This window comes from Lysinibacillus sp. NPDC092081 (assembly GCF_044755845.1).
Taxonomy (GTDB): Bacteria; Bacillota; Bacilli; order Bacillales_A; family Planococcaceae; genus Lysinibacillus.
The window spans coordinates 20,077-46,308 of sequence record NZ_JBIVRU010000007.1 but is presented as its reverse complement, the minus strand read 5'-3'; the positions used below and the strand labels follow the sequence as shown (position 1 = coordinate 46,308).

26 protein-coding genes and 1 riboswitch are annotated in these 26,232 nt (G+C 34.9%); of the genes, 17 read left to right on the top strand and 9 right to left on the bottom strand.

All coding sequences use genetic code 11. The annotated features are described in order from the left end of the window. The first annotated feature begins 130 nt into the window (after window positions 1–130). From ACIQLB_RS12605 to ACIQLB_RS12565, 9 genes are all read left to right on the top strand, one after another. The gene (locus ACIQLB_RS12605) at window positions 131–628 is read left to right on the top strand and encodes a S4 domain-containing protein (RefSeq protein WP_400726006.1); all 498 of its coding nucleotides are present in this window, start codon (window positions 131–133) and stop codon (window positions 626–628) included. 857 nt (window positions 629–1,485) lie between these two features. Further along, window positions 1,486–2,340 (top strand): hypothetical protein, encoded by an 855-nt coding sequence (locus tag ACIQLB_RS12600; RefSeq protein ID WP_400726003.1) that lies wholly within the window; start codon window positions 1,486–1,488, stop codon window positions 2,338–2,340. A 675-nt stretch (window positions 2,341–3,015) separates the two neighbouring features. Then, window positions 3,016–3,678 (top strand): lipoprotein BA_5634 family protein, encoded by a 663-nt coding sequence (locus ACIQLB_RS12595; protein ID WP_400726001.1) that lies wholly within the window; start codon window positions 3,016–3,018, stop codon window positions 3,676–3,678. Window positions 3,679–3,700: 22 nt separating this feature from the next. Beyond that, complete coding sequence (locus tag ACIQLB_RS12590; RefSeq protein WP_400725998.1) at window positions 3,701–4,408, top strand: ABC transporter ATP-binding protein; 708 nt, start codon at window positions 3,701–3,703, stop codon at window positions 4,406–4,408. 2 nt (window positions 4,409–4,410) lie between these two features. Then, complete coding sequence (locus ACIQLB_RS12585) at window positions 4,411–6,390, top strand: ABC transporter permease (protein WP_400725995.1); 1,980 nt, start codon at window positions 4,411–4,413, stop codon at window positions 6,388–6,390. A gap of 85 nt (window positions 6,391–6,475) precedes the next feature. After that, window positions 6,476–7,174: a response regulator transcription factor gene (locus tag ACIQLB_RS12580; RefSeq protein ID WP_400725992.1), complete on the top strand. Its 699-nt coding sequence runs from the start codon at window positions 6,476–6,478 to the stop codon at window positions 7,172–7,174. A gap of 1 nt (window position 7,175) precedes the next feature. Beyond that, entirely contained in the window at window positions 7,176–8,414 is a 1,239-nt protein-coding gene (locus ACIQLB_RS12575; protein WP_400725989.1) for a HAMP domain-containing sensor histidine kinase, read from the top strand. A 201-nt stretch (window positions 8,415–8,615) separates the two neighbouring features. Further along, window positions 8,616–9,218, top strand: coding sequence for a protein adenylyltransferase Fic (fic, locus tag ACIQLB_RS12570; RefSeq protein WP_400725985.1), 603 nt, complete (start codon window positions 8,616–8,618; stop codon window positions 9,216–9,218). Window positions 9,219–9,670: 452 nt separating this feature from the next. Further along, on the top strand, window positions 9,671–10,717 hold the full coding sequence (locus ACIQLB_RS12565; protein WP_400725982.1) for a DUF418 domain-containing protein: 1,047 nt from the start codon (window positions 9,671–9,673) through the stop codon (window positions 10,715–10,717). Between the two features lie 82 nt (window positions 10,718–10,799). Here ACIQLB_RS12565 and ACIQLB_RS12560 read toward each other — a convergent pair whose 3' ends face one another. The 3 genes from ACIQLB_RS12560 to ACIQLB_RS12550 form a co-directional block, all read right to left on the bottom strand. Further along, a complete protein-coding gene (locus tag ACIQLB_RS12560) occupies window positions 10,800–11,189 on the bottom strand; it encodes a DUF3021 family protein (protein WP_400725980.1) in 390 nt (129 codons plus the stop codon). Window positions 11,190–11,204: 15 nt separating this feature from the next. After that, entirely contained in the window at window positions 11,205–11,720 is a 516-nt protein-coding gene (locus ACIQLB_RS12555; protein WP_400725978.1) for a hypothetical protein, read from the bottom strand. A gap of 81 nt (window positions 11,721–11,801) precedes the next feature. Beyond that, window positions 11,802–12,269: a LytTR family DNA-binding domain-containing protein gene (locus tag ACIQLB_RS12550; protein WP_400725975.1), complete on the bottom strand. Its 468-nt coding sequence runs from the start codon at window positions 12,267–12,269 to the stop codon at window positions 11,802–11,804. 273 nt (window positions 12,270–12,542) lie between these two features. Between ACIQLB_RS12550 and ACIQLB_RS12545 the strand changes: the two genes are divergently transcribed. The 4 genes from ACIQLB_RS12545 to ACIQLB_RS12530 are packed head-to-tail and all read left to right on the top strand — an operon-like array spanning window position 12,543 to window position 14,903. Further along, complete coding sequence (locus ACIQLB_RS12545; RefSeq protein ID WP_400725972.1) at window positions 12,543–13,184, top strand: stalk domain-containing protein; 642 nt, start codon at window positions 12,543–12,545, stop codon at window positions 13,182–13,184. Between the two features lie 11 nt (window positions 13,185–13,195). Further along, window positions 13,196–13,438 carry a hypothetical protein gene (locus tag ACIQLB_RS12540; RefSeq protein WP_400725970.1) on the top strand — a complete coding sequence of 81 codons (243 nt, stop codon included), beginning with the start codon at window positions 13,196–13,198 and terminating at the stop codon, window positions 13,436–13,438. A gap of 13 nt (window positions 13,439–13,451) precedes the next feature. Continuing rightward, the gene (locus ACIQLB_RS12535; protein ID WP_400725967.1) at window positions 13,452–14,351 is read left to right on the top strand and encodes an FAD:protein FMN transferase; all 900 of its coding nucleotides are present in this window, start codon (window positions 13,452–13,454) and stop codon (window positions 14,349–14,351) included. Beyond that, a complete protein-coding gene (locus tag ACIQLB_RS12530) occupies window positions 14,352–14,903 on the top strand; it encodes a ferric reductase-like transmembrane domain-containing protein (RefSeq protein WP_400725964.1) in 552 nt (183 codons plus the stop codon). A gap of 55 nt (window positions 14,904–14,958) precedes the next feature. On the opposite strand, the gene ACIQLB_RS12525 is transcribed toward ACIQLB_RS12530, so the two are convergent. Both ACIQLB_RS12525 and ACIQLB_RS12520 read right to left on the bottom strand, forming a co-directional pair. Next, window positions 14,959–16,194, bottom strand: coding sequence for a sensor histidine kinase (locus tag ACIQLB_RS12525; protein WP_400725961.1), 1,236 nt, complete (start codon window positions 16,192–16,194; stop codon window positions 14,959–14,961). Continuing rightward, window positions 16,194–16,865 carry a response regulator transcription factor gene (locus ACIQLB_RS12520; protein WP_400725958.1) on the bottom strand — a complete coding sequence of 224 codons (672 nt, stop codon included), beginning with the start codon at window positions 16,863–16,865 and terminating at the stop codon, window positions 16,194–16,196. Before ACIQLB_RS12520 ends, ACIQLB_RS12525 begins: the two co-directional genes overlap by 1 nt. Window positions 16,866–17,030: 165 nt before the next feature. Here ACIQLB_RS12520 and ACIQLB_RS12515 point away from each other — a divergent pair, with 165 nt between their 5' ends. Next, on the top strand, window positions 17,031–17,921 hold the full coding sequence (locus tag ACIQLB_RS12515; RefSeq protein WP_400725955.1) for a DMT family transporter: 891 nt from the start codon (window positions 17,031–17,033) through the stop codon (window positions 17,919–17,921). 36 nt (window positions 17,922–17,957) lie between these two features. On the opposite strand, the gene ACIQLB_RS12510 is transcribed toward ACIQLB_RS12515, so the two are convergent. Beyond that, entirely contained in the window at window positions 17,958–18,644 is a 687-nt protein-coding gene (locus tag ACIQLB_RS12510; protein WP_400725952.1) for an ArsR/SmtB family transcription factor, read from the bottom strand. Window positions 18,645–18,735: 91 nt separating this feature from the next. Between ACIQLB_RS12510 and ACIQLB_RS12505 the strand changes: the two genes are divergently transcribed. Next, complete coding sequence (locus ACIQLB_RS12505; protein WP_400725949.1) at window positions 18,736–19,044, top strand: antibiotic biosynthesis monooxygenase family protein; 309 nt, start codon at window positions 18,736–18,738, stop codon at window positions 19,042–19,044. 296 nt (window positions 19,045–19,340) lie between these two features. On the opposite strand, the gene ACIQLB_RS12500 is transcribed toward ACIQLB_RS12505, so the two are convergent. Beyond that, window positions 19,341–21,695 carry a M13-type metalloendopeptidase gene (locus ACIQLB_RS12500; RefSeq protein WP_400725946.1) on the bottom strand — a complete coding sequence of 785 codons (2,355 nt, stop codon included), beginning with the start codon at window positions 21,693–21,695 and terminating at the stop codon, window positions 19,341–19,343. Window positions 21,696–22,038: 343 nt separating this feature from the next. Here ACIQLB_RS12500 and ACIQLB_RS12495 point away from each other — a divergent pair, with 343 nt between their 5' ends. Both ACIQLB_RS12495 and ACIQLB_RS12490 read left to right on the top strand, forming a co-directional pair. Next, a complete protein-coding gene (locus ACIQLB_RS12495; RefSeq protein ID WP_400725943.1) occupies window positions 22,039–22,278 on the top strand; it encodes a DUF2812 domain-containing protein in 240 nt (79 codons plus the stop codon). Between the two features lie 431 nt (window positions 22,279–22,709). Beyond that, window positions 22,710–23,909 (top strand): MFS transporter, encoded by a 1,200-nt coding sequence (locus ACIQLB_RS12490; RefSeq protein WP_400725940.1) that lies wholly within the window; start codon window positions 22,710–22,712, stop codon window positions 23,907–23,909. A gap of 198 nt (window positions 23,910–24,107) precedes the next feature. Here ACIQLB_RS12490 and ACIQLB_RS12485 read toward each other — a convergent pair whose 3' ends face one another. Both ACIQLB_RS12485 and ACIQLB_RS12480 read right to left on the bottom strand, forming a co-directional pair. Beyond that, the gene (locus tag ACIQLB_RS12485) at window positions 24,108–25,388 is read right to left on the bottom strand and encodes a Na+/H+ antiporter NhaC family protein (RefSeq protein WP_400725937.1); all 1,281 of its coding nucleotides are present in this window, start codon (window positions 25,386–25,388) and stop codon (window positions 24,108–24,110) included. 108 nt (window positions 25,389–25,496) lie between these two features. After that, a riboswitch (SAM riboswitch) is annotated at window positions 25,497–25,603 on the bottom strand. 269 nt (window positions 25,604–25,872) lie between these two features. Then, window positions 25,873–26,220: a hypothetical protein gene (locus tag ACIQLB_RS12480; RefSeq protein WP_400725934.1), complete on the bottom strand. Its 348-nt coding sequence runs from the start codon at window positions 26,218–26,220 to the stop codon at window positions 25,873–25,875. Between the last annotated feature and the right edge of the window lie 12 nt (window positions 26,221–26,232).

Genomic DNA, 26,232 nt, shown 5'->3' with positions numbered 1-26,232 from the left:
CTGTAGCCTCAATGCGTCAGGAGGTCCTTGTGTAGGATCTCCTTTTTTATTTATTCAATAAATATTACATTGTTCTGCGAGATATCCAAATAGATGCTTGCGTACCTTTATCTTAAGGGGTGAAGGATTAATGTTAAATAGTACATTCCACTGGAAGCTTTCTCAAATATCAGAACGAACTGTCAAGAAGCACTGCAAAATGTGTGGGGAATTATCTGTTTTTACGGATACAAATGTACGAAGGCATAACGCAAATGGAAAAAATATATACCAATATGCAATATATAAATGCGAAAATAATCATACGTGGAACAAAAAGTTAGCTATTTATAAAACGTTCTCAGAGCATATTGCTGAAGTTGAGGAGCAGAAAGAAGAAACTTCAATATTATCAACGATTCCGATAATCAGCTTAGTAGAACAAGGAATAAAGGTGATACACATTGTACTAGATGATGTGATTGGAAAACATCGAGTTGATAAAGTGCTTGCAAACCAAATTGAGGATTGGAGTCGATCACAGATCATCAAAAAAGTTGAAAAAGGAACGATTCAATTAAATAATCAAATCATTAAACCTAGTGCAAAATTGTCAAAGGGTGAACGCATTTCTATTATCATTGACTAAATAAATTACTTTCAAGGTCGCAACATGGTGAAGGGAGACAATCCCTACACGGCTGTGACCTTTTTGTTTGAAGTTAACTTAGGGAGGGAGAAACTCACATGATATAGCAATGGGTAGAGTCATTCAATCATAATGGCTATTTGAATAGTTCTATATTAAATCTTAGGCGCTTTCACTATGTTTATTACAATTTTCCCCTTTTTCGTCTAACGACATCAACTGCTCGTTAAATGATCATGGGGAAATTCAGTTAATTCTAAAGGTAAGTCAGAAATCTCTATTCTCACGAAAAAGTAAGAATAGGATAATAAATAGTTAGATAATAGTCATTCACCTGTATAGGATAACTCGTCTATAATTCAGACATTCAGCTTAAAAGGGGCAATCCAATGAAAAAGTTATAGGTTTAGTTTTAACTAATTGACCTGCATCGGTAAAAGCGCCACGTCCTGTGGCATTACCGAAATGACCGATATCGTGTCGGCCCTCGCACTGGCCTAAGTACAAAGCCGATTCCGGACACAATTATGCCGAGGTATAACTAATTAACCTTAAATTGGATTTTTTTGAAAAAAGATGAAACTTATTGTGGTAATTCTCGTCTACTAACCGAATCCTAATTTTAGGAGGTAAATATGTGGATTATAATACAATCTAACAACTTCAGTATTTTATGGATTAATTGATGACAAAGCTGCTCTTTGTGGCTTGAAAATAAAAGATACTTGGAAAGCTTAGTTTTTTTACCGCAAAGGATAAGGATTATGCAAAAAGTTTAATGAATTGACGAAACGAATTAATAACAAAAAGTATCAGTTGATTAAGGATAGGAAAAAAGAATTAAAGGGGTCAATGCCATGAAAAAGATACTTTTCACCTTCATGCTTTTAAGTTTCAGTATACTAAGTGCGTGCACTGATAAAGAAGAACCTGTGCCGAACAAGTCACAAGAAGAGCAGTCTAATACGCCGAATAAGTCACAAGAAGAACAACAACCTAATGTGCCAAACAAGCCACAAGAAGAAGAACGTCAATCACATGAAAATCAACAGGAACCGCCCAAAACGGAAAACACAGTAGCATCTAATACACAGGCTGGGGCACTAAAAAATATTAAGGACCAGCTTAAAACTAATTTACCTATAATTTTACCAAAAGGGCTTCCGATCACAAAAGGTACATTTTTAACGGCAACAACGAAGGCAGAAGCTAACCAAGTTGAAGTACTGTTTTTTGAAAGTAAAGAGTATTTGCCAATCAATGATAGGAAGCTTAAAAATTCACAGACAGCGACGATTATTGCAAGACTAGTAGTAAAACAATATCAGAATCCTAAAGAAGCTAATGAGCAAATTTCATATCAGAACTTTAGTCAAAATGGTGGTCAAAAGGTTGATCTTGGTTATAACTTTAAAGGTTATCAGGATGCGGGAGTTGGCTCGTTATGGACTGGTTGGAATGAGGGAAGATGGGCATTAGCGACACATACACGAACAGACAATCCAGAAGCAGGTTTGAAGCTTGCTAAACAGGCAGTCCAATTTTTAGAAGCACATATGCTTCCTATTCCAAAACAAAATGGTTTTGTGCGCTTAGATGTTTATAAATCAGGAAATACCATTGTTTGGCAGGATGAAAAACTTGTCTATACGCTTGATTCAATCAAAGAGCCACTAAAAGCACTTGAAATTGCCACAGCTTTTTACCATTAACGAATTCTAATTAGAATGATGCAATAATCCGCTTAACCTAACTAAATTAGTTATGTGTTGAGGACTCCGCTCATATGGACGCTTCATACTATTATGTTTTAATTAAAAGTATTGTGATGGAGAAATTTAGTTTGAGATAGATTCGCTAAGACGGATCAAAACTTTTTATATATGTTAAGAGCCTGAGGTTGAATCAACTCAGGCTCTTTTCGAGTAAGAAGCTTGTTGGATAAAGCAACTTGCAAAAAGTTCATTCCGCCATTATTGCTAATGAGTGAAGTTGCATGGAAAATTGATTTTTGTTCTTAGCGCCATGGCAGTAGTGGATATTGCAAGAACAAGTAAGATATTTCCACATCAGGACGTAAGCTGCAACACATAATAATCCAACATTTGAAGTAGTATATTACGCAGTAACGAATGTGTATGTAAGGGGCAGTACCATAAAATCTAATATTAACTCCATTTTGATTAAAATTATTCGAAATGGAGCTTTTTTTATTTGCTGTTAAATAAAGGTGGGGGAAACTTCTTCTTTAATCAAAACTAAACGATGTATTCCTTTTATTCTTACAAATGAGTAAGAATAGAGACTAAATAGTTAGACAACAGTTATTCAAATTTAAAGAATATCTAGTCTATAATTTAGACATCAAGGAAATAAGGAGAAATAAAATGAAAAAAATAATAGGCTTAGTTTTAGTTATCGCCATTTTTATTGGTATAGGATTTGGAGTAAAACGTTTTATTGAAGGTCCACCACAATCAGTTAATGGAATTTTAGTGATCGGCTCAGAAAAGGACGTTAATAAAGTTAAGCAGTTGTATAAAAATAAAACTAAACAAACAATTGACTACAAAATGAAGTTCATAGTAACAAAAAAAGGTGAATCAAATTTAAAGTATGCAGTTATTAACAAAACTACTGCTGAACAATTAGTTAAGAAAGGAATTATTAGAGAAAGAAAAGATCCAAAGAGTGAGTCTATCATTTCAGAACCTGTTCATGAAATTAAAGAATTACCCGGTTCACTGAATTTGTTCTATTCTTTAAGCGATGGGGATATGGAATATCACCAAATAGATTTGAATGGACAAATGATACCTGTACATTATATTAAACATCAAGCGTGGATCGGATATATTCCTATGGATCTTGTTATTCTAAATGATCAAACTTATGATGCATTAGCTGATTCAGAGTCTATGCTCACATTGTTTCAGTTAGACAGTGGATTCGATTATAAAGATAAAGAAAAGACAAACCAAGTTTTCAAAGAAATAGAGAGCGTCTATCCAGATAGTGAAGGCAAAGTAAATTTTGTAGACATACATTGAAAATGATGAGAGGAAGGGTTATATGGAAGTTGTACGAATGGAAAATGTAGTGAAAAGTTATGGTGAAGGTAATAACAGGGTAGATGCATTAAAAGGGATTGACCTTTCAATTCAGCAAGGTGAGTTTGTCTCAATCGTCGGTGCTTCTGGTTCTGGGAAAAGTACACTGCTGCATATTTTAGGCGGGTTGGATCATCCAAGTTCGGGAAAGGTGTTCATTGGGGACAATGATATTTATAAATATACAGATGATGAGCTTTCCATATTCAGAAGAAGAAAAGTCGGATTTATTTTTCAATTCTTTAATTTGATACCAGTATTAAATGTTCAGGAAAATATTGCTTTGCCCACGTTATTAGATAGTGAATCTATAGATATGGAGTATCTAAATGAAATTATTAATATCCTTGGGCTTCAAGAACGCATGAATCACTTGCCTTCCGAACTATCTGGAGGGCAACAGCAACGGGTTTCAATTGGTAGGGCGCTTATTAATCGTCCGCATTTGATTCTTGCAGATGAGCCAACTGGTAATTTGGATACTCGAAATACGAAAGAAGTTATGGATTTATTAAGATTCACGGCAAAAAAATACAATCAAACCATTGTCATGATTACTCACGATTTAACGATAGCATCGGCTTCTGATCGGATCATCACAATACAAGACGGTAAAATCATTTCTGATCAGCGACTGACTGAGAAAAAGTCACAGACTGGAGGACAATGATTTTGATTCGTAGTTATAATCAATTAGGTACTAGGTATTTAAAGAGGAATATGAAACGAACCATTTTGACCTTGGTTGGAATCATACTCTCTGTAGCGTTAATTTCTACGATTGGACTATTTATGAAAGGCTCACAACTTACCCAAATTGAGAATACCAAAAAGTTAAGCGGAGTTTCTTTTCATGTAGGTATTTCAGATTATGATGAAGAGCTATTAAATAAAATCAAATTTAATCCCCAAATTGAATCGTTTGGCTTCATGTCTCAGGGAGACATCGTTCCAGTTGGAGATGTTTCTGTGCAAATGAATTTCGCGGATCAGCACGCCTTGAAATTTTTAACCTATAGCCTTCTTGATGGCAAATTACCAACCAATGACCATGAGGCCGCTGTCGATTCCTGGGTACTTCCTTATATAAAAAGAGATCTTCAAATCGGTGATTCATTTGAACTGGAGGGAAAAGCATATCAACTGGTTGGTTTACTGAATAATAGTGAGTTTACACAGAAAAATAAAGAGGGCCGATTATTAACATATAAAAGTGAGTTTGCTATTGGAGAAGGAAGGATATTAATTGAAATTAACGAGAAAGCAGACTTTAATGAGGTTTTAGACGAACTAAAATCAATGACTGAAGACAATAACATTGATATTAATACTCAATTGATTCAAGCTTTGAAACCGGAATCGGATCAATCGCTTCTGGCCATTCTTGTTATTGTTGTCACTATAGTTGTCATTTCTACAATTGTTGTCATTTATAACGCCTTTCAAATCAGTGTCGTGGAGCGGGTGAAGCAGTTTGGCTTGTTGAGAAGCATCGGTGCTACGCGAAAGCAAATTAGACAAATTGTTATGAAAGAAGCTGTTGTGTTGGCTGTTATTGCTATACCAATTGGGATTGTATGCAGCTTATTGGCACTTGCTTTTCTCCAAACTATGTTCTTGATTTTATTAGAAGATGGTCAGGTTATTTCGATATTCAATGTCGATTGGAAGATCATATTAATCAGTTCGATTCTTACCCTGATAGCTGTTTTAGCGTCTAGTTATTATCCTGCTTTTTTCGCTGGCAAAATATCCCCATTGCTGGCAATCAGCAGTAGGCTGTCAATTAAAAAAGAGGCAATCAGAAAACAAAAGAATACCGTTTTGAAAAAGCCTTTATCTTTCCCATTGAGCATGGCCTTGAAAAATGTAAAAAGAAATAAAAATCGTTATATGGTTACCATTTTATCAATTATTATAAGCAGTGTATTGTTTATTTCTTTTTCATCGTTGATGGATATCGCATTTTCATCCAAATTTATGAACGATCCTTCCACTAAATCGGATCTTACAATCTATCTGCAAAATGACAATCAAGCTTCTTCTGAGAACCTGCCAATTATGGATCAGTTAAAGTTAATTCAAAATGTATCCGAAGTTTACGATCAGGACTTAAGTTTTAAAATTGTATTGAAGGATACAGCTCAATCTCTCGCGATTGTTGAGGACATTCAGAAGACTATTGGAAATAAACACTCCATTACAGTGGTTAATCACATTGAAGAGAATAAAGTCAAGGAGGAAACTGTTCTCGTTATCAAAGTTCTTGTCTATGCTTTTATTGTGGTTATTGCTTTAATTGGCAGTTTAAATATCCTCAATACGATTACTATAAGTATCATGATTAGACGAAAAGAACTGGCTGCACTAAAATCCATAGGCATGTCTCAAAGGGATTTGAAAAAAATGATTATCTATGAAGCACTGATTTACGGTTTTTCTGGAAGCTTACAAGGCATTTTCTTCGGTTGTATACTTTCATATATTATTTATTTGGCTGCTTCCGGTGTCTTGAAGGTTGCATGGACGATTCCCTATGAGGCTTGTTTCATTACATTTGCTGCCGCTTTGTTCATTAGTTATATATCTGTTTTGCTACCGCTACGAAGAATCCAGCAGGATAATATTATAGATACGATAAGAGAAGAATAATACGAAGGGCCTGGCTATTTATAGTCAGGCTATTCTGATTTGGCGGTAACTGCTAATATGGAGTTAGAGGAAGGAGAGGCTATATTTGAATAAAATATTACTGGTTGAAGATGATGAGGCTCTTGGTTTAGCCATCGAGTTTTCATTGAGAAATGAAGGGTACGAGGTGATTAGAGCCTCTAGTGTAAAAGAAGCGAGAATCCAGTTTGATCATACTATTTTTAAGTTGGCTATATTAGATATTAACCTTCCCGATGGAAATGGCTACGATCTATGCATGCACTTTAAAAAACAAAACGATGCCATGTCTATTATTTTCTTAACCGCCCTTGATGAAGAAGCGAATGTAGTAATGGGACTAGATATTGGTGGGGACGATTATATAACAAAACCTTTTCGAGTTAGAGAACTTATGTCGAGAGTAAGAGTGCAATTACGTAAACAAACTAAGTTAGAAGAAGCTTCATTGATTTTAACATCTGAGAATATAAAAATGGATATGAACCAAGTCAAGGTTTATAAAAATCAAGAACTTGTCCCATTAACGAATTTAGAATATAAGCTTCTGTTAACTTTTATGCAAAATGCTTACAAAGTATTAAAAAGAGATGAAATTCTTCAGAAAATCACGGAAGGTGATGAAGTTTTCTTTGATGAAAATACGTTATCTGTATATATAATGCGTTTAAGAGACAAAATTGAAGATAATCCAAAAAGTCCACAGTTTATCATCACCCAAAGAGGACTAGGATATCGCTGGGACAAGGATGTGAGCAAACAGTAACATGATAAAAAATACCGAGATAAAAGGCTATATGATTGTAATGTTCACTTTGTTTTTTCTATTTATGATCTACCAGTTTATGACACACCAACTATTTTACGATCATTTAAAAAGTGATTCTATTGCAACCTGGGGGGAAATTACCGCCAGATTGGTTGAACAAAATCCTGAGAATGAAGCAGAAATTATGAAAGTCTTAACAAGCAATTCTTCAGATTCTAATACGTATCAGGAAAAAGGAAGAGAAATCTTTAGACAATATGGAGTATATGAAGATTTGGAAACAGAGTTTTTTCCACTTTTAAATAACCATATTTTTAGCCATAATCAGTCAATTTTTTGGGGGTTGATTTTTCTTGGATGTCTATTGTTTTTGGCAAACTACATACAATACACTATTTTCTTCAATAAAATCAAACAACTTACTTCGACTGCCAAAAAAATAATCGAAGGGGATTACTCGGCTACAATAAATGAAAATAAAGAAGGCGATATTGCCAAACTAGTAGTTTCTTTGCGTTCCATGAAAGATATTATTAGAAAAAGCATGAGTGATTTACTTGAAGAGAAGAAGTTTTTAGGTCAAATATTACAAGACATATCCCATCAATTAAAAACACCACTTTCGACGATATCCATCTACAATGAATTGTTATTGAATGAAGACTTACCCCGTCAGCAGCAAGTTCAATTATTGAAAAATAATGAAGTTCAAATTAGCAGAATGAATGTCTTGATTCAAAACTTGTTAAAAGTAGCAAAAATTGATGCAAGAGCTATTTCATTTGATAAAGAACCTTTAAACTTGGTGGAAACGATTCATGAAGTTTTGAATCGTTTGGAAAATATGATCAATGAAAGGGACTTGTCAATTGACTGGGATGAGCCGGAGGAAATAGTAGTTGTCCACGATAAATTATGGATGCAAGAAGCTTTGGTGAACTTGTTAAAGAATGCGATTGAGCATTCCAAACATGGTGGTAAAATCACACTTCAACTCAAAGATACACCCATTTATACGGAACTTGTGATTCAAGACTTTGGAGAGGGGATTGCAGTTGAGGAATTACCACATATCTTTAATCGATTCTACAAAGCAAGTAGTTCTAAAAAACATGATTCGACAGGGATTGGCTTGGCGTTAACAAAAGCGATTATCGAAGCACATCAAGCCCTGATAAAAGTTGAAAGTGAGAAAAATGCCTATACAAAATTTACAATAAGCTTCATAAAATTTTAGAATGAATGAGTATACTTACAATAATCTCATGGGTGGTTTTCGTTTTTAGTGCTATAGCTGGTATCTATGCTATTTATGCTATAATCAAAAACAATCATACAAAGAAATATCTCTTATGGCTGCAATATTGTAGGCAGTCATAATTTACTTATACTTTCTAGAAAGTGCGAAAATTAAAAAAGAATTAAGGGGAGTATGACGATGCTTGAAAATAAATTAGGTATCACAAATCAACTTGAATTGAATCGAACAGAAGAACGGCTTTCAAAGAAGAAAGCTAAAGAGTTATACGATTCAGGGAAAATAAATAACTTAGAAGTAGGCACTTTCAAGGGTCTTTCTGAAATTCATCGCTATCTATTTGAGGATATTTATTTCTTTGCTGGAAAGGTTCGAGAGGTCAATATAGCAAAAGGGAATTTCCGATTTGCTCCAATCATGTATCTTAGAGCATCTTTAGAGCATATCGATACGATGCCACAAACAACTTTTGATGAAATTGTTGAAAAGTATGTTGAAATGAATATCGCTCACCCTTTCAGAGAGGGGAACGGTAGAGCTACTAGAATTTGGCTAGATTTAATCTTTAAAAAAGAACTTCAAAGGGTTGTTGAATGGAATAAGATTGATAAGGAAGATTACTTGTTGGCGATGGAACGTAGTCCGATTAGAGACGTTGAAATTAAGCAATTGCTCCAACAAGCATTATTAGATGAAATTAATAGCCGTGAAGTTTTCATGAAGGGTATTGATATTAGCTACTATTATGAGGGATATACTGAATATGATATAGAAGATTTATAATAGAAAGGGCTGAAATTCAGTCCTTTTTTACTTTTTAATAGGGGCAAAAAAGGAGCTAACTAAATAGCTCCTTTTATTTATGATTAAAACTAAGATGTTAGGTATCTTTGATTGAAATGTGCGCGAAATCAAAAGAATAGTTTTGGACACTGGCTTCTTTAACACAGGACCAACCTTGTATTTATTTTTCTTCACTTTCTTAAACACACTTTTAAACGTATCCGACCTCACTCTCATCCCACACCTGAAGGAGTAGGCTTTCCCGTTTGGAAAATCAAGTTTTACAATTTAGTAAGATTAAAAGTCATATTGTAAGGGAACAGTCATTCATTTATCAAAAGATAACGTTTATGTTTAAAGTATTAAAAATAAGGAGCTGGCAAAATGAAAAAAACAGTAGCTTTTTTATGTATTAATGCTAAAAAATATAGTTTTCTATTAGGAGATTCTGAATGAATAAATTAAATACGTATGAAAGAATAGACACTATGGATTACTTACGAGGGTTTGCCTTGCTGGGGGTACTTCTTGTGAATAGCTTTCAGGTTATGGATTCGTCCAACTATAATGAATTACACGGAGTATTATATTCTATATTCAACAGGGAATTTTACCCTATTTTATTCTTCTTATTTGGATTTGGGTGTTATCTTTTTATGAATCGATCCAAACAAAAAATAAACAATAGATACCTTTTGTATTTCCGCAGAATCGGTTTTTTATTTGTACTAGGACTGATTCATACATTATATGCACCGCCAGGGATTACCGATGTATTAATGGTGTATGCAGTACTTGGCCTGTTTATGGCAATATTTTTTAAAAGAAGTAAATGGAACAACTTAATAATAACGATTTCACTAATAGCCTTATCTATTGTTACAGCTTTTTATCAACCGTATTATGGTGAGAGAATAGAATGGCTAGATTTACTATCCAACATAAGTAAATGGTTTGCACCGATGATGCTAGGTTTTACGATGGGGCAATTTAATTTTTTTGAAAATATGCATGGGAAATTAAAATATATTTCGGTTTTTTTAATAGTTAATATTTGTACTTATGTATCTTTATTTTATATAAAGCTGTCAATTGACATTACTCCCGCAGGAACAGAAATGCTAGAAGATTATATTGTTCCTTTTATGATGATGAGCAGTTTCCTTATTATTTTACAATGGGATAGAGCAAAAATGATATTATCTCCATTAAAATTTTATGGACAAATGTCTTTAACAAATTATCTTGCGCAAAGTGCCTTACTAATTGTATTTAGCTTCCTAATTGGTATGACACCTATTCATTCATTAATAGTGTGTTTCTTAATCCACGCTATTTTAATTACTTTTAGTATAGTATGGAAAAGTATTTTAAAATGGGGCCAGTTGAATTGTTATTACGATACTTTACTTATTGGGCGAAAGTTCCGAATAAGAAAAAAATCATTAAAGAGAGTTTTAATGAAGCTTGATTTACCTAATTACCGTAAAATATGCTGAAAAAACAAAGTTTAAGTTTATATTCGTTTGCGTGATAGGGCATTAAGGGGTCACTAGACTAAATGTGACCCAATGCATCCCTTTAAAAATTTCTTATCTGTTTTAATAAGGCATTAAGTTCATTCGCCTCTTTTTTAGTCTTAATAAGTGTTATGATCCAAGCAAACAAATAGAGTAATAAAAAACCACCAAGAAAATCTACGCTTAGAAAATGATCTGTCCACTTGTTATATAAAGATATAGAAAAGACGACTAGGAACATCATGATAAAATGGATTACTAAAGCAAATAAATAGTTAATTTTTTCTACTTCGAAAATGAATGTAAAAATACCTGCACAAGCTGAGATTATTAATACACTAATAATTTCAGCTTCTGAAGAAATAATATTTTTGTTTCTCGATAGTAAAATTATCATATAAATAAATGCACCAGTGCCTAAACCTGAAAATAGTCTATTTTTTAATTGCAATCAAATGTCTTCCTCTCAAAATAAGATAGGCTTGTTTAATTCTTTTTGTACATAATATGTATAAAGAATTCCCCCGAAGAAAAGTCCTATAGATAGTCCACTTATGGCAGAATAAATGATATTAAATGAAATGTCATTATAAAATGATGGCGAGATGCCTAAAGTTACATTTAAGAGATATTTCACTAAAAAATTTATTAGGATAATGATTAATGGAAGATAGCACTTCTTTCTGATGATGACTGATTCCTGTTTGGAAAAAGTTTGATATTTTTTATACAATAAATACCCAAGTAAAGTTCCGGGAAATATGAAAAAGAAATAGCTAATCAAACAAAATTCTAAGTGCGAAAATTGAGTGATCATTTTTTCAAATCCCCAAACCATAAATATGAAAGGAACTAAAAACATTTTAGATAAATTGATTGGCTTTTCCTGGGAAATAGCGATGCCTCTTTTTATTAAAATAAATAATAATATCCACACCCACAGTGGCGTTCCTAAAAGTACTTCTTTAATAATGTTATACATTCTTTATTGCCTCCTTTGATGTTATTCATAATGGCATCAAAGAGAGAATAAAGAAATACGTATAAACATATGTGGTGAAAATCAATACATAAGTGGGCTTTTAGAATATCTTGTTAGTGTCTTTTTCAAAGAAGATACATATTTTCTTGACACAATTACTTTCTCTTCATTCGAGAGAATTGCTTCAAGATTGCCATTAGGTTTAACCGAGAATTTATTTAAAAAATGAATGTTGATAATGATCGTTTTTGAGATTCTGATGAAGTTATTGGGAAGATCATGCTCCAATTTGTATAAAGGGCTTTTTGTTTCAAAAATAATATCATTTGTGTATATAAATATTTTTCGTTCAAGATATTCTAAATAAAATATATTGGAATAGAGAATTTTTTCTTGTTCGTTTTTTGATGTAGACTTTGCTAATAAATAGTTGTCAGGGTTTTTTTCAAGAGTTGATACGATATCTTGAATAAAAGACGTTATTTTGTGAATGTTAAATGTACAGGATTCTTCTTTAAGTTTTTCAATAATTTTAATGTTAACCTTCATTTAAGCGATGTATTCCTTCCAAAATTGAGTCTTAGTAATTTAAAGTGAATATAAAGAGTATATCAAAAGTTACTCTGATTTTTATAATGTAGGATAGTTTTTACCAAGATAATGTATACAAAAGAATAATAGATTTATGAACTAAGCCATTTCTATGCAGAGGAATCTGTCCGTAGAAATGGCTTTTTGTTGTATATAAAAATTTGTTTGAAAAATTCAGTCAAGTATCATTTTTAAAACCTACAATGAAGTCAAAGGAAAGGAGTTTTGTAGATGAAGATGAAAAAAATTAGTCTTGTTGTAGTTCTAATATTGGCAAGTTTTATAACAAATGACGTAGTCGTACATGCAGATGATGACAAACACGAAGATAAAAAACATGAAAAGTATAAGGACTATAAGGACGACGATGACGAGCACGATGAGAAATATTACTATGACGATGAAAAAGAAGGCGAAACCTACTACTTTCAAGAAGCTGTAAGTGCAAAAGGTACTTGGAATATTTGGACACGAACAGTTGCTGCAGATAAAGAAGTGCTACCTTTTACAAGCTCTCAAAAGGTCACGTTAAAGGTAGAAGGTACAAATAAGGAGCAGAGCTTTTTTGTTATACCAAAAGATGGGGAATTTTTTGTACCAGGAAAAGCAGTAGCACAGGTTCTAGGAGCAAAAGCAACCTTTTACAAAGTAAGTAAAATTTTAGAGATCCAAAATGAAGCAAATGAATTAATTTACCGAGCTGGGACTAACGTTGTTTATGATAACAATGTGAAAACACCATCTCCTGCACAAGTATTTTATATGAATGAGGAATTATATGTACCTATTAGTACAATAACGAATGGCTTAGGTTATATAGCAGAGTGGCAAGAAAATAATCAAACCTTTGTCTGCCAGCCAATTACAAATTAGGGGGAAGCACTATGAAAGATCCGAAAAAGGCAAAATGGGTATTAGGTGCGTCAGGGATACTTTTATCTGCAGCGATACTAACCCAAATTAACAGCCCAACAGAAGCCGAAACTACACGCACAAATAATATTCAAGAAGTAGATCAGGAAAATATGACGAAAAAAGAAAAAGAACTAGTTCAGCTAGATTGGACAAACTTTGAAATTACAAGTCAACCTGCTGTTAAAAGCGAGCGCAAAACGAAAAGAACTTAATGGAGTTGATCGTATGGATACACTAGCTTTGCAAATAATGAATACTGAATTTTATATAGCTATGCCAAAAGGTGTTCATTTCGTATGGAAAGAAAAAGCCGAGAAATGGCTTCAATACGTAGCACAAGAATGGTCAAGATTTCAATCGAATAATGAATTATCACAACTAAATGATTTAGAAATTGGAGAAACGCTACGCATTAGTTCGTTACTATATGATTGTTTAGTGCAAGCGGATCGATATTATCAACTTTCTAATGGTTTATTTTCACCATATCTTAAACGCCAATTAGAACAGCATGGCTACAATCAATCTTTCCCATTTGATGAAGCTAAAAGCAAGGCATTTCAAAATAAACCTCTGCTTGCAGATCAACCATTTCAATTTTTCGGTGATGCGCAAGTAATGAAGATAGCACAGCAGGAAATTGATTTAGGTGGATTTGCTAAAGGATATGCCATTGAAAAATTGGCGAATTGGCTTGAAGAAGAAGTATCTCCTGATTTCGGACTAATAGACGGGGGAGGGGATATGAAAATGTGGTCTTCCGGGGAAAAGACTTGGACAATCGGTGTTGCAGATGCCTGGGATATCGACAAGGAAATTAGCTCGATTAAGATGCAAACAGGTGCCATCGCTACATCTAATCGAGTTTATCGAAGCTGGATGCAAGGAACGATGAAGAAGCATCATTTATTAAACGGACAAACCGGTGAAATTGCAAATACAGAAGTATTACAAGCTTCAGTCGTAACGCCCTCTTTAAGTGATGCAGAGGTTGGGGCAAAGCTGTGCTTTCTTATGGATGAAGGTGAATTGCAGCAATGGTTCGAAAATAATTGTCAACAAAGTGCCCGCTTCCTTGTTAAAGATGGGCAAGCACCAAATTGGATAATGGCGGGGGTGAAATAAATGATCATCAGTACGTGGGAATGGATTCGATTATTAGGGTTTTTAGCGTATTTTTACTTTACAATTTCCATTATATTTGGTTTGTTGAGAAAATCATCATTTGTCAAATCCCATAAAAATTTAATTTATCATCTACATCAAAATGCGGGATGGCTAGGGTTAATTACCGTAATCGCGCATATGTTAGTGCTTTTAATCGATCATTATGAGCCATATAGCTTAGTAGGGATTTTAATTCCTTTCTCAGCAAAATATCAGTCTCTACCATCGGCTCTTGGAACAATTGCATTTTATTTATTTTTAATGGTGATCATGACATCGGATTTATGGATTCGAACAATGAATCGCAACTTATGGAAAAAACTTCACTTTCTTGTGTTACCAGCATGGGCATTATCACTTGCTCATGGAGTGCTAATTGGAACGGATACAGAAAATACGTTGATTATCATGTTTTATATAGTTTCTGGAGGGATTACCATGTTAGTACTGGCTGCTAGAACAATAAGCCAGTTCATGAAAAAAGTAAATATTTCAACGTCACAACAATAATTAAGAAGAAGCGGGGCTGTTTAAAAAGCCCCGCTTCTTCTATGTTGAACAATATTTATATTGGGAATTCAATATGAAATATAGTGCCTTTATCGACTTTACTTGTCGCATAAATTTTTCCCTCATGCTGTTCCACTATTGCCTTTGCTATGGCAAGACCTAAACCAGTACCATTTCGTTGACGAGCAGCATCACTTCGGTAGAATCGTTCAAACACTAAAGGCAATTCCTGTTCAGTCATCCCAACTCCACTATCAGCAACAGTAATTTTTACAGAGTCTTGATTTTTTAAAAGTGTCAGTGTTATTGCTCCACTATTTGTATATCTTATCGCATTGTCTAATAGAATATAAAGCAGCTCTTGTATTTTTGAAGCATCACCAAGCAACTCGATGTTTTCTTGTATTTCAGTAGAAAACTGTATGTCAGGAGGCATAATCCTTTGGAATTTCGTGCTCACTTTTTTAAGTAAAGTTGATAACGGTATGATTTCTTTTTGAATGGAAACCTGCTGCTGATCATGTCTTGCTAAGAACAGTAGTTTTTCTATGAGCTCTTTCATTATTTCAGCCTCATCTTTTAAATCCGCAATCAATTCTTTTCCAAAAGGGCTTAATTGCTTTGCTTCCTCATCTTCTAAAATTTCAAGTGAACTATAAAAAATACTCAATGGTGTTCGTAATTCATGGGATGCATCGGATACGAATTTTTTTTGTTTATCGAACGACCATTGAATAGGGATCATCGCTTTACCCGCCATATAATAAGCCAGTAGACCGATTAAGACCGTTGAAATACAAGTTAATAATATTAGTAAATACTTTGTCATTTGGAAAAAATGATGCTGTGACGTCACAGATTTACCAACGAAAATATAGCCTGCTACTGTATCATCGTTGTAAATTGGCTTTTTCAAAAGTAGAAAATGCTCTTCTTGCCATTCATAATGCTGTACGAGTTCCTCATTTGGATTCCTATTGCCAAACGCTTTTTCAATCTGATTCTTCAGTCCCTTGTAAGATTCATCACCATGGACAAACTTATGATCCTTTGTGTAAATATAGTAAAAAAAACTGCGATTTGGGTCATAATTTAAAGTTTTAGTATCTGCATGAACATGTTCAAAGAAATCATGCTCTTGTCTACCATAAAAGTCTTCTAATTCGTTTATTTGTTGATTTTCCATTAATTTCATGAGAGAGAAGTATAGAACAATAACGAATAGTGAAAATAACAAAAAGTAAAGCGTTGCATACAAAAAGGATAATTTCTTTTTCGTTTTATGAAACATTAGTCTTCCCTCAGTTTATAGCCAATACCTCTAACATTTTGAATACGTGATTTGGATTGACTATCATCAATTTTTTTTCGAACAAGCTTGACTAAAGCATCTAAGGAATTATTTGAAACATCGTAATCGTAGCCCCATATATAAATACAAATTTGTTCTCTAGTCAGTACACGACCTTTATTGATAAATAAATATTCTAACAGTAAAAATTCATTTTTTGTTAGATCTATAACCTCATTATTGTATAAAAACACACGGGAATCTACATTCAGCTGTAAATGATCTATCTGGATGACCTGTTCTATAACTTTATCTTTTCTTCGTAGTAATGCGCGAACTCTTGCTAACAGTTCCTCTATTTTAAATGGCTTTACTATGTAATCATCTGCGCCACTATCAAGTCCTTTAATGATGTCTTCTGTGTCGTCCTTCGCTGTTAGCATTAAAATACTACCATTGAATCCAGTGTTTCGTAGCTGCTGGCACACTTGAATTCCACTAACGTGCGGCATCATCCAATCTAAAATAACAAGATCGAATTGCTCTGTAAGCGTATGGTCTAGCGCTTCCTGCCCATTCTCCGCTTCTGTCACATGGTGAAATTCTTTCTTTAAAATATGAACGATATTTCTTCTTAATCGTGCATCATCTTCTGCTAGTAATATTTTCAAGGCAGTTTCCTCCTATTACCTATATTCAACTAAGTATACGCATAAAAAATGAAATGAAACTGAAAATAAAGTTCCTTCCTGCACTATATGTATTTCATACTTCGATAAGAGTTGAAGTTTTTCCTATCTATAATGTTCTTAAATATAGAAATAGGGGGACAAATAATGAATATTTATAAATTTACAGCATTGTTAGTTTTAGCAACATTTTTAATGGGGTCTTCATTTGCCATTGTTAAATTGGGATTGCCTTATGCATCTCCACTGTTATTGGCTGCACTCCGCTTTATACTAGCAGGGATAATGATGGCTGTCATCGTGATAGCGTTAAAAAGACCTCATCCAACTTCAAAAGAAGGCTGGATGAAAATTTTAACGATTGGAGCATTTCAAACTACCGGTGTAATGGGCTGTATTTTTTTAAGCTTAAGGACAATTACAGCAAGTGAATCCTCTATTCTAACATTTACGAATCCTTTGCTTGTAGTCATATTTGCTACAATATTTACGAAAGCACGTTACCGATTGTATCAATGGTGTGGTGTTTTCTTGGGGTTAATTGGTGTTACGATTACAATGGGTATGCAGATTGAAGGGGAAATCGGCATTCTTTTTGGTATTCTTTCAGCTGTATTTTGGGCAATTGCGACACTACTAGCTAAAAAATGGGGCGTTTTATTTGATACATGGGTGCTATCAGCCTATCAAATGCTATTTGGTGGTTTACTACTTTTATTGGCAAGTTTCGTGTTAGAACAACCATTCTTTACTGTGAATGTTCATTCAGTATTCATTATATTATGGCTTAGCATTTTCTCGTCAATTGTTCAATTTGCCGGTTGGTATTATCTTTTACAAAATAGTGATCCTGGAAAAACGAGTGCCTTTTTGTTTTTAGCTCCATTTTTCGGTGTGATAACAGGCTGGATACTATTAAATGAACCATTAAAACCATCGCTAGTCGTAGGAGGGCTGTTTATAATTACTGGTATATATTTTGTGAACCGTAATTTTACGGCTAACGTCAAAAAAATATCCGCGGAGAGTCGAGTATAAACTGTCCGCGGAAAGAAGGCAGTGGCTTGTGTTAGTTTATACATCTAACTGAAAAACTTCTTTAAAGCCAGCCCTTCCTTTTTCAGTCACTTTTATGGCACGAATAGATGGGACACGAGTCACCCATCCCAAGCTTAAAAAATGTGTAAGCATTCCTTGACCAAGAGCACCTGCTAGATGATAACGTCGTTCACTCCAATCCAAACATGCATGGGAAAATGATCGACGCTTTCTTTTTAAATCATCTAAATCAAGACCGAAATCCGTAAAAAATTGTGCACCTTTAGATGTTATGAGAAACTGCTTTTCTTCTAATTTTAGATAGCCTGCGTTAACCAATGATTCTGTTAATCGAACGCCTAGTTTACCAGCTAAATGGTCATAGCAAGTTCTTGCACCCTGTAGTAATTTCATTTGGCTAGATTGTTTTAAGGAGCGTACTTCAGGTGGTGGAGAAATCGCTAGGAAGGATTCTAGTAAATGAGCAATTTCTTCGTCTGCTAATTGAAAATATCGATGACGACCTTGTTTCTCTACTTTCACAAGTTTACCATCTACTAACTTTGCAAGATGAAAGCTAGCAGTCTGGGGCTTAATGGCTGCCATATAAGCTAATTCACTGGCAGTATGAAAACGACCATCCATCATACTAGCAAGCATTGTAGCTCTTGAAGTTTCTCCAAGAAGCGAAGCGATTTCAGCCATGTTTGGATTAATACCCATTTGTCACAATCCTTTCTGCATTCCACATTTCGATATTCGTAAAAGTATTTATCGTTTACAATAATACATATTGAGGAGGGAGTAAATAGCTATGGACACATATTATGCCGTAATTTTCACATCGCAAAGAACAGACGAGGATGGAGAAGGCTATGAAAAGATGGCAGATGTAATGGATGAACTAGCACAAAAACAGCCTGGTTTTCTCCGTGTAGAAAGTGCCAGAAATGCTGAAGGGGAGGGGATTACTATATCCTATTGGGAATCACTAGAGGCCATTCAAGCATGGAAAGAAAATTCAAAACATCTAGTTGCACAGCAATTCGGAAAAGAAAAATGGTACATGCAATATAATGTGGAAATTTGTAAAGTCATAAAAGATTATTCTTTTACAATGTGATTTAAACGTCAATTATTTCAATGATATTCCGTAATCAGGTGAGATTGTTTAATAAGCGTCGCTGTTCTTATTAAATTAACGAGGGCTCTCGTAAAATTCCGATTCAAGAAATATCGAAACAAAAAGACAGAATTTAATCTACACGTTTTGTAGATTAAATCTGCCTTTATGTTTTAACAGCAACAATCTTTGAGAAAACAGCCTTGCTCTAAAAAGGACTTCCTAGACAGCCTCTTTATCTTTATACACGGATGTAAGAGCTATCGAATCGGAATAAGCTCTATCTGCTCTGATTTTTACCAGATGGAAACTCGATCTTCCGGGGCTACATACATGCCATCTCCAAGCTTAATTCCATAGGTATCATAGAATTGTTGGAAGTTCACAATTGTGCGGTTTACTCGAATTTTATTGGCTGAATGTAAATCGTTTTTGCTCAGATTTGCTGCAAATTCTTTTGTGGTTGTGGATTTCCAGATTTCTGCATAGCTTTCGAAATATGCTTTATAATCTGGGTTACTCATTTTGGATACAACTTGCAGAGAAGCGGCCATTCCGCCCAAATCGGCGACATTCTCGCTTAGTGTAAGCTGACCGTCGCTCAACACACCCGGAATAATCTCAATGTTATTATAGAACGCAATCAGTTCCTGGTTTTTCTCTTTGAATTTCTTAAAGTCCTCTTCCGTCCACCAGTTATTTGCATTTCCATTTTCGTCGTATGCCGATCCGTTGTTATCAAATGCATGGCTGATTTCATGGCCAATGACCATGCCAATGGCACCATAGTTTTCTTCAGGTTTAGCGTTAATATCATAGAAAGGCGCTTGAAGAATACCGGCAGGGAACGTAATTTCGTTATTAAAAGGATTGTAGAAAGCATTTACGGTATATACGCTTGTACCCCATTTTGTTCTATCCACCGGTTTTCCTAGCTCGGCTTTCATGTTATCAATGTATGTTTTGTTTACTGTTAAGGTATTAGAGAACAGCGAACCACCTTTTTCATATGTCTTGATCGCTACTTTATCTAATGTCGTATCCCACTTATCTGGGTAACCGATCTTAACAATCATCGTATCCAGCTTTTTAATTGCTTTAGCTTTTGTTGTTTCTGACATCCAATCAAGAGCTTTGATTCTTTCCTCATACGTAGCAATTAACTTCTCTACCATTTGCTCAACATCTTTTTTAGCTTCTGGTGAAAAATGTTTCTCGGCAAACATTTGCTCCAAATATCCGCCCATTGTGCCAGTTGTCTTGGCTACTGCGATTTCCTGATCTGTTTTTTCTCCTGTAACGCCGTATAACGTTGCGTCAAACTCTTTAGCAGCATCTCCGAATTCATCTGACAACAAACCGCCTGCTTCCATAAGTAGGTGCACTTTGGAGTAAGTTTTAAGCACGTTAAGATTAGTTTCAGTCAAGAGTTCCGCGCCTTTTTGTGCCAGCTTCACATCGAATACGATCACTTTATCAGCACTGTCGACTTTCATCGATTTCAAGACTTGTTTCATATCTACTGTTTTGAACATGTCATCGAATTGTTCAATTGTATACGGATTATAGTATTTATTGACATCACCTTGTTCATGAGGTTCAAGCGATACGGAAGCTAAGCTTTTCTCCATTTCGTAAACATTCTCGGCAAGTGCTTTCGCAGCAGACTCTTTCTCGCCCGATAACACAAGAAGTCTGGTCATATATTGAATATAGGCTTTTTTCGCTTTCGGGTCTTCCGTGTCAAAGCTGTTTTTATCCAGACCTGTAGCTAATCCAGCGTAATACAAAGCATTTTTACTGCTGTTCTTTGCATCGTTCATGATTGCAAAGCTGAATAATGAGCTTTGACCCGATTCTTTCTCCAGGGTAAGATCAGCTTGAACAAGTTCATCAAGCGTTTTAGCCCCGTCAATTGCCTTTACATATTTTTGAATGGGTTCAATCCCTTGTTTATTTCTATTTTTTTTATCCAACGCCGTCGAATAGAAGTCGGCAATTTTCTGTTCTTTTGTTCCTTCTGCCAATTGTTTGCCAACGAGCTCATCTATTATTTTTTCTATTTTATTGTTATTTTGCTTATACAGCTCGGAAAATACGCCGCCCATGATTTCTCCAGCCGGAATTGTCGATTTATTTAACCATTCCTTATTGATTGCTTCATAAAAATCGTCATTTAAACGGGAGCCTTCAAGCGCCCACACTCTGGCGATAATTTTATGGAATTCATCGATCGTAATATTGTCATTTGCGCCTAATGTGCCGTCAGGGTTGCCCGTCAGTACGCCTGCTTTTGCCAGTTTATCGATATCTTTCTTAGCCCAAGTGGGTACATCGGTGAACTCGACGCCAAATGTTCCACTGCGCTGATCATTTCCGACAGGCTCTGGCAATTCGCCGAATGCCCTACTCAACATGACTAAAGCTTCAACCTTCTTAGCTGGCTCATTCTCTCTTAAATCTTCTTTTTTAGAGCCTTGCATAACGTATTCTTTACTAATTCCTGGATGATAAGCGTCTGCTGCCATCAACAAGGTTTTAACGATCTCTCCTCTTGTCGCTGTTGGCGACGTTTCATCGGCATACACCGATACGCTAACTGATAGGACCATTATTATGGTCATGAGTAAGGATAAAAACTTCTTTTTCATCTTCGTGCTCCTCTACAGTAGATTTGTATAAATAAAGATAAATGAGTAGAATTTATCATTTCTACCATTTATATTCCATTATAGTTGATTTATTTCAGTTTGAAAATATGTAAGGAGCTTTTTCATTTTCAAGAGAGCATTATCTAGTCTAGAGCTTTTAAGCTAGAGCGATACCACAAGTAAGGTCATTTTTTTAGTTAAAAATTCCACTATAATAGTATCACTGTAGAGTGAATTGTAAGGGTCAAATAAGAACGTCCTGATATGGAAGAAAAATCGATATAATTAAAATATAGATTCAATTGTTGAAACGTTTGTGTTCTTTACTGTAAATTTTTTTACTTTGATCGAAATTGGCGCATACTCCATTGAATTCAACTTGGATGGGGAAGTATCAGATGATTATTTAGTTATTGACCATTTTTATATTCTTTATGTATTTATAGTAACAATCTATACGAAAACAGCCTTTAGTATTGATTATCGTAAATTACGGAAGGATGAAGAAGAGGAGTATTTTGAACTATTTGCTTACGGTGGCTGGACACATGTTTGCTCAAGCACTGATATGCATATTTTTTAGGTAGCTTCAGAAACAACACCTATTTATAAGGACCTATACACTATATGATGATGCCATGAGGGAGGTAAATAAGACAATTAAACTTTTAAGTGAATGGTTACAAACCTCAAACTGTACGGTAATTTTAACAAGTACAAGCTTATTTAACTTGTTTCACAATATTAATTAATAGTATAAAAATACGAGAATCTACTGTAATTTCAATAAGAAATAATAGTAGGTTGTTTTTATTTTATCTATAATAAGATGCAGGTGGATTTTATACCATATTTGTTAGTAATGGACTGTAAATATTTTGTGTAAATGACAATCCAACCTTTTCTTTTAGCGTATCATTTCGATTTGAAATATGATTGAAGGAATGATTTTGATTTTGGGGAAGGGTTAACCCATTATTTTTTGTAATTCATATTTGTTTCGGAGGGGATAGTTTGATTCAAGGTTCTTGGAGAGCATTGGTATGGATTGGATTATCAGAATTATGTGCTTTAAGCTTGTGGTTTAGCGCATCAGTGATTGCACCCGAATTAATTGAAATTTGGAACCTTAGCCCCAATTCAGAAGCTTGGCTTTCAGCTTCTATTCCTATTGGCTTTGTAATAGGATCATTGTTTAGTTCATATTTTGGGGTTGCGGACCGCTTTAATCCCCGAAAAGTTTTTGCAACTTCAGTTTTTCTAGGTGCACTATTAAATGTCTTGCTAATTTTCGTTAATTACGCTTTTTTTGGTATTCTACTTAGAATTTTAACTGGAATAACTCTCGCTGGAGTCTATCCAATAGCTGTGAAAATTTTATCACAATGGTTCCCCCAAAAACGTGGGTTTGCAATTGGAGTCTTAATAGCAGCAGTAACATTAGGATCATCATTACCACATTTTGTAGTTATGTTTTTTTCTTCGTTAAATTGGAAACTCGTGATAATTAGTACTTCAGTATTGGCTTTATTATCGGCTATAATAGTTACTTATATTTTAGAAGATGCTCCGATTTTACCCAATAAAACGCATTTTTCTTTAAAATTAATAAAAAAAGTAGTTCTGAATAAACCAGTAATGCTTGCGAACTATGGCTATTTCGGCCATATGTGGGAATTGTATGCGATGTGGACATGGCTTCCTGCATTTTTGACAGCTAGTTTCTTAACCTATTCACCAGATATTCCTCATTGGTTCATTGCATTATCCTCCTTTATTTCAATTGGAATTGCTGGAGGGATTGGTTGTGTGATAGGGGGACTAATCTCAGATAAAATCGGAAGAGCCAATTTAACGATTATTTCTATGTTAATTAGTGCTATCTGTTCGATCGTAATAGGCTTTACATTTGGGCAGTATATTTGGTTAACCTTATTAATTTCCATGATCTGGGGGATGTCTGTCATATCTGATTCCGCCCAATTTTCTGCTGCAGTTTCAGAAATAGCTGAAGGTGATTATGTAGGTACAGCCCTTACATTTCAAATGTGTATTGGGTTCCTCTTTACTATATTTTCTATAAATCTAATCCCTATTATTCAGAGGATCATTGGTTGGGAGTGGGTCTTTACAATTTTAGCGATTGGACCTATTCTCGGAATTGGATTTATGGTCAAATATAGACGTTACGAATTAACTAACGAGAAAGTATAATTGTAACTTTTAAGTATTGACTCTATCAGATCGTTTGAATTTTTTCTATAAGCTGGGGAACGTATCCTAAGCGCTATCAAAATTTTTCACAAAAAATGAATAGCCTCAAATAAAAAATCCAATTGTTTTGATTAATCTTTTTTCAAAACAATTGGATTATTTTAATGGTAAATCAATATTTTTTAAAAGGGATGAAGTTCAGGCTTTCTTTTCTTTCGGGTATCCGATAAGGATAGCGATGATTCCGCAAATTCCTATAAGGATTGGATAGAAAGAGTATTGCAGCATGCTCACTGGCGAAATTCCGGCTACGCTCGCGGCTGCCAGGAATTGGGCTCCGTATGGTAGAATGCCTTGGATCGTACAGGAGAAAATATCTAATATACTTGCGGACTTTCTCGGCTCAATCTCATACTGTTCAGCAATATTTTTTGCCAGTGGACCAGCAATTAAAATAGCAATCGTATTATTGGCCGTCGATAAATTAGTTAGCCCTACAAGACCGGCAATACCAAATTCAGCACCTTTTTTCGATTTAATCCTTTTTGTCGCAAGGTGAAGCAGAAAGTCAATTCCTCCGTTAAACTTAATAACCTCCACCATGCCAGCTATTAATATCGCAAGAAATGCCATTTCATACATGCCTGCCATCCCTTCACCAATCTTCTGGAAAAGGCTCATTAAATGATAGCTGCCATCCGCTAAGCCAACAGCTCCGGCGAGAACAATCCCAAACGCCAGAACTAGGAAAACGTTCATTCCAGCTAACGCACAAATAATGACCAAAACATAGGGAACAATTTTTACCCAGCTATAGCTTAAATGCTCCACTTGTGCCGTTTCACCCATTGTGATAATCCCTAAAATAATGCTCGTTACAATAGCTGCCGGTAACACAATCCAAAAATTCACCTTAAATTTATCCTTCATTTGTGCGCCTTGTGAACGAACGGCAGTAATTGTTGTATCCGAAATAAAGGATAAATTATCGCCAAACATCGAACCGCCAACAATCGCTGCCATTACTAAAGCCATGGAAAGGTCGATATGCTCGCTTACCCCAACTCCAATTGGCGCCAGTGCAACAATCGTTCCCACCGATGTACCCATTGACAGGGAGATAAAGCAGGCAATGATGAACAAGCCTACGACAAGCAGGTTTGACGGGACGACTGATAAAGCAAAGTTAACAGTGGAGTCCACTGCCCCCATGCCTTTTGCTACCGCTGAAAAGGCCCCAGCCAAGAGAAAAATAACAACCATCAGCATGACATTTACATTTCCTGCGCCTTTGCAAAAAATATCAACCTTTTGCGCAAACGATTCTTTTCGATTCATTGCCAGAGCCACAGCGCCTGAAATGGAAATGGCTACAATGACAGGGAAGGCATAAAAATCACCTGTAATAACCCCTGAACCAATAAATAAAATCAAAAAAACAACAAATGGGATCAGCGCCCATGGATTCGCTTTCTTCATTGTTTACCCCCAACAAATAAAATTGGACACGTCTTTTGTCCATTTCTTTTTACGAAAAAAGGCCTCATCTTGAAATAACAAGAAGAGGCCTTATATTATAAAACACTCCTCTTATCTATCAAGCCTTTGCCTGCTGGATTTGGCACAGTAACTTAAGCATAAGTTCCGCTGCCGAGATATCATCGGGCCAGTCCCTCCATCTCTCTTGATAAGAAGCAAATATATTATTTTTTTTCACAATAATAAATATTATAATAAAAAATCAATATTTGCAACATTTTTTTAATCAAACCTTATTTCAAAGCTACAATAATTAAGGGAATTGAACAAGTAAGAGGATTAGGGGGTAGGAAAGTGGCTGCTGTTGAAGGGTTTAATATTCTTACGCAGCATAATTTGATTTAACAATTGAAAGGGGGAAATAAAATTGTGTCGCAACAATTGCCACTTTAAAAGTAGGCGCCATTGAGAGATCGAGAGGCGCCTAAAACATTTGTGGTAAAAATTCATTCATAAAGCGTTGATTTTTACGTAGCCATATTTTTAAAATCATACGATGTGTTAGGAGTCGTTGTCTTTTATGTGGTCTAGCCTTTGCCTCTATTAAACTTTGTAGTAGAATACATGTTTCTGTCGCAAATGCTTGAGGGTCAACGAGGACATCAAGTTTATAATTAATTAACTGAGCTGCTTGAATCTTTGCAAGTAATTGTGCAAAGCGTGTATTCATTTCTGGAAAGTTTTCTGCTAGTTCTAGGTCGATTAAAGTATATAGTGTTTGTTCAATTTCAGCTTCGAGTGCTTGTAATTGTTCAATTGATGGCTGTGTCACAAAATCACCTCT